The 1,857-nt window shown below is 51.9% G+C and carries 3 protein-coding genes; 1 reads left to right on the top strand and 2 read right to left on the bottom strand.

Annotated features, from left to right (window positions below):
- Positions 1–160 precede the first annotated feature (160 nt).
- Positions 161–517, bottom strand: coding sequence for a hypothetical protein (locus M6G53_RS24750; protein ID WP_253335190.1), 357 nt, complete (start codon positions 515–517; stop codon positions 161–163).
- Between the two features lie 85 nt (positions 518–602).
- Positions 603–893 carry a hypothetical protein gene (locus M6G53_RS24745; protein ID WP_253335188.1) on the bottom strand — a complete coding sequence of 97 codons (291 nt, stop codon included), beginning with the start codon at positions 891–893 and terminating at the stop codon, positions 603–605.
- Between the two features lie 458 nt (positions 894–1,351).
- Here M6G53_RS24745 and yacL point away from each other — a divergent pair, with 458 nt between their 5' ends.
- Complete coding sequence (gene yacL, locus M6G53_RS24740) at positions 1,352–1,714, top strand: protein YacL (protein ID WP_004937507.1); 363 nt, start codon at positions 1,352–1,354, stop codon at positions 1,712–1,714.
- Positions 1,715–1,857 lie beyond the last annotated feature (143 nt).

Below are 1,857 nucleotides of genomic sequence, written 5' to 3'. Positions count from 1 at the left end.
GACAGTAAACGCACGGGTCGAGTGGGATGGGAGAGATTATGGGAAGGATGGTTCAAACTGCAAACCATCCTTGAGGGTTATCTGCTGGCCAAGTCTCTCGAGCAAGAGATCTGATCAAGAGACAGCCTTAGGGGCCCCATTTTTTTATCTTCACCGCCGCTTAGCCGCGGCCGTTACGTATCTCATTACCTCTGAAATGGTGGAAGGGAACATCGCCCCGTTCCGGGAATGCGCCATGGTAACCGTGCCTTGGATCGAAACGGTTATCCACATGGCCGCGGAATTCTCGCGGGCCATGGAACCAGGGCCCCGCGCCGATAAATCTGCCGCCGACAAACCAATCGGGACCGTAATAGCCGTAGGGCGCGCAATAGTAAGGGGCGTAATCGTAGTAGCCGTAGGGGCAGGCGGGTTCCGGCCCGATATTGACGAAGACATCTGCGGCCGTCCGGGCGGCAGGCAGCAGCAGCAAGCCCGCCAGCAGCAACATAGGGTATTTCGACAGGATAACGTTCATTTTCACGACCCTGACGCAGGTAGACGTCTGCGTTCGGCCCCCTCTTGCATGTGGCTAAGCTGGGGCCGGCACGCGGTTGAATGGGTTACTTTTTGAATATTTCCACATGGATATCCTTGTGGTCGCTTTCTTGCCCACTGGCGGAGACGATGCGGTAGAAGCAGTCTTTCCCATCCAGCCCACTGAGCTCATTGCATTTTTTATCCACGGCGGTGGAAATGTATTTATGGCCTACGGTAGGTACGCCGGTCTGCTGAATGGAGAGATCGCCGAGTTTGGTGTAGTTGGCGGATTCTTCAAGGGTGATTTGTTTGGCGGCGAACGCCGATGCAGAGAACATTATGCCCAGTGCAATAATGGAGGTGATGTATTTCATGGCACACATCCTGATCGTGGTGATAGGTATGAACGAGGTGAAAACACCTCTGGCCGTTGGTGAACATAATTCGAGCTCCTTTATTTAAAAGCTAATCGATATTGCGCGGATGTCAATAAGGCCATACCGCACCAGGAATCGATAACTTATTTATTTTTAAAGTGAAAAAATAATCCTGATAAAAATCATGACATACATCTTCACGGTCTCTACATGATTCAAAGACATCGCGGTTATCTGCTGATTATCGGCAGGTTTTCTTCATGGCGAAAAGACGCCGCACGGCGGCGATGTCTTTCCCCGATGGATTGCGGCAGGTGTCTTCCCATCGCCGCCGCAAGCCGCTATATTGCGCGCCGCCGAGGTTTTATTTTGCCGAGTTGCCAACTTTGCGAGCGCTCACTGAGTTAGCAATCAATTTATGTTTACACTAAGAAAAAGGCTCAGGAGGGCATGCTATGGATTACGAATTTCTGCGTGACGTTACCGGTCAGGTGATCGTCAGATTTTCGATGGGGCATGAAGCGATTGGCCACTGGATCAACGAAGAAGTCAAAGGCGATTTCAATCTGCTGGACCGTATTGAAGCCGGTGCGGCCGAGGTCAAAGGCAGCGAGCGTCAATGGCAGCTGGAAGGTCACGAATATACGCTGCTGATGGATGGCGAAGAAGTGATGATCCGCGCCAATCAGTTGGAGTTCGAAGGCGACGAAATGGAAGAGGGGATGAACTACTACGACGAAGAAAGCCTCTCATTCTGCGGCGTTGAGGATTTCCTGCTGGTGTTGAAGGCCTATCGCTCTTTCATGCTGAAGTACTAAGCATCAGGGCGCGGCGTGTGAACTGCACCCCAAATGTTGGACACATCTGACATTTGGAGGTGCAGCTTTATGAAGTATTCACTGCAAGACAAACTCAATGCCGTCCGGTATTACCTTGCCGGGCTTGGCAGCCAACGGCAGAC

The sequence above is a fragment of the Serratia nevei genome (assembly GCF_024160145.1).
Classification (GTDB): domain Bacteria; phylum Pseudomonadota; class Gammaproteobacteria; order Enterobacterales; family Enterobacteriaceae; genus Serratia; species Serratia nevei_A.
Note: the sequence above shows the minus strand (reverse complement) of the source record. Positions and strands in the feature narration are given on the sequence as shown.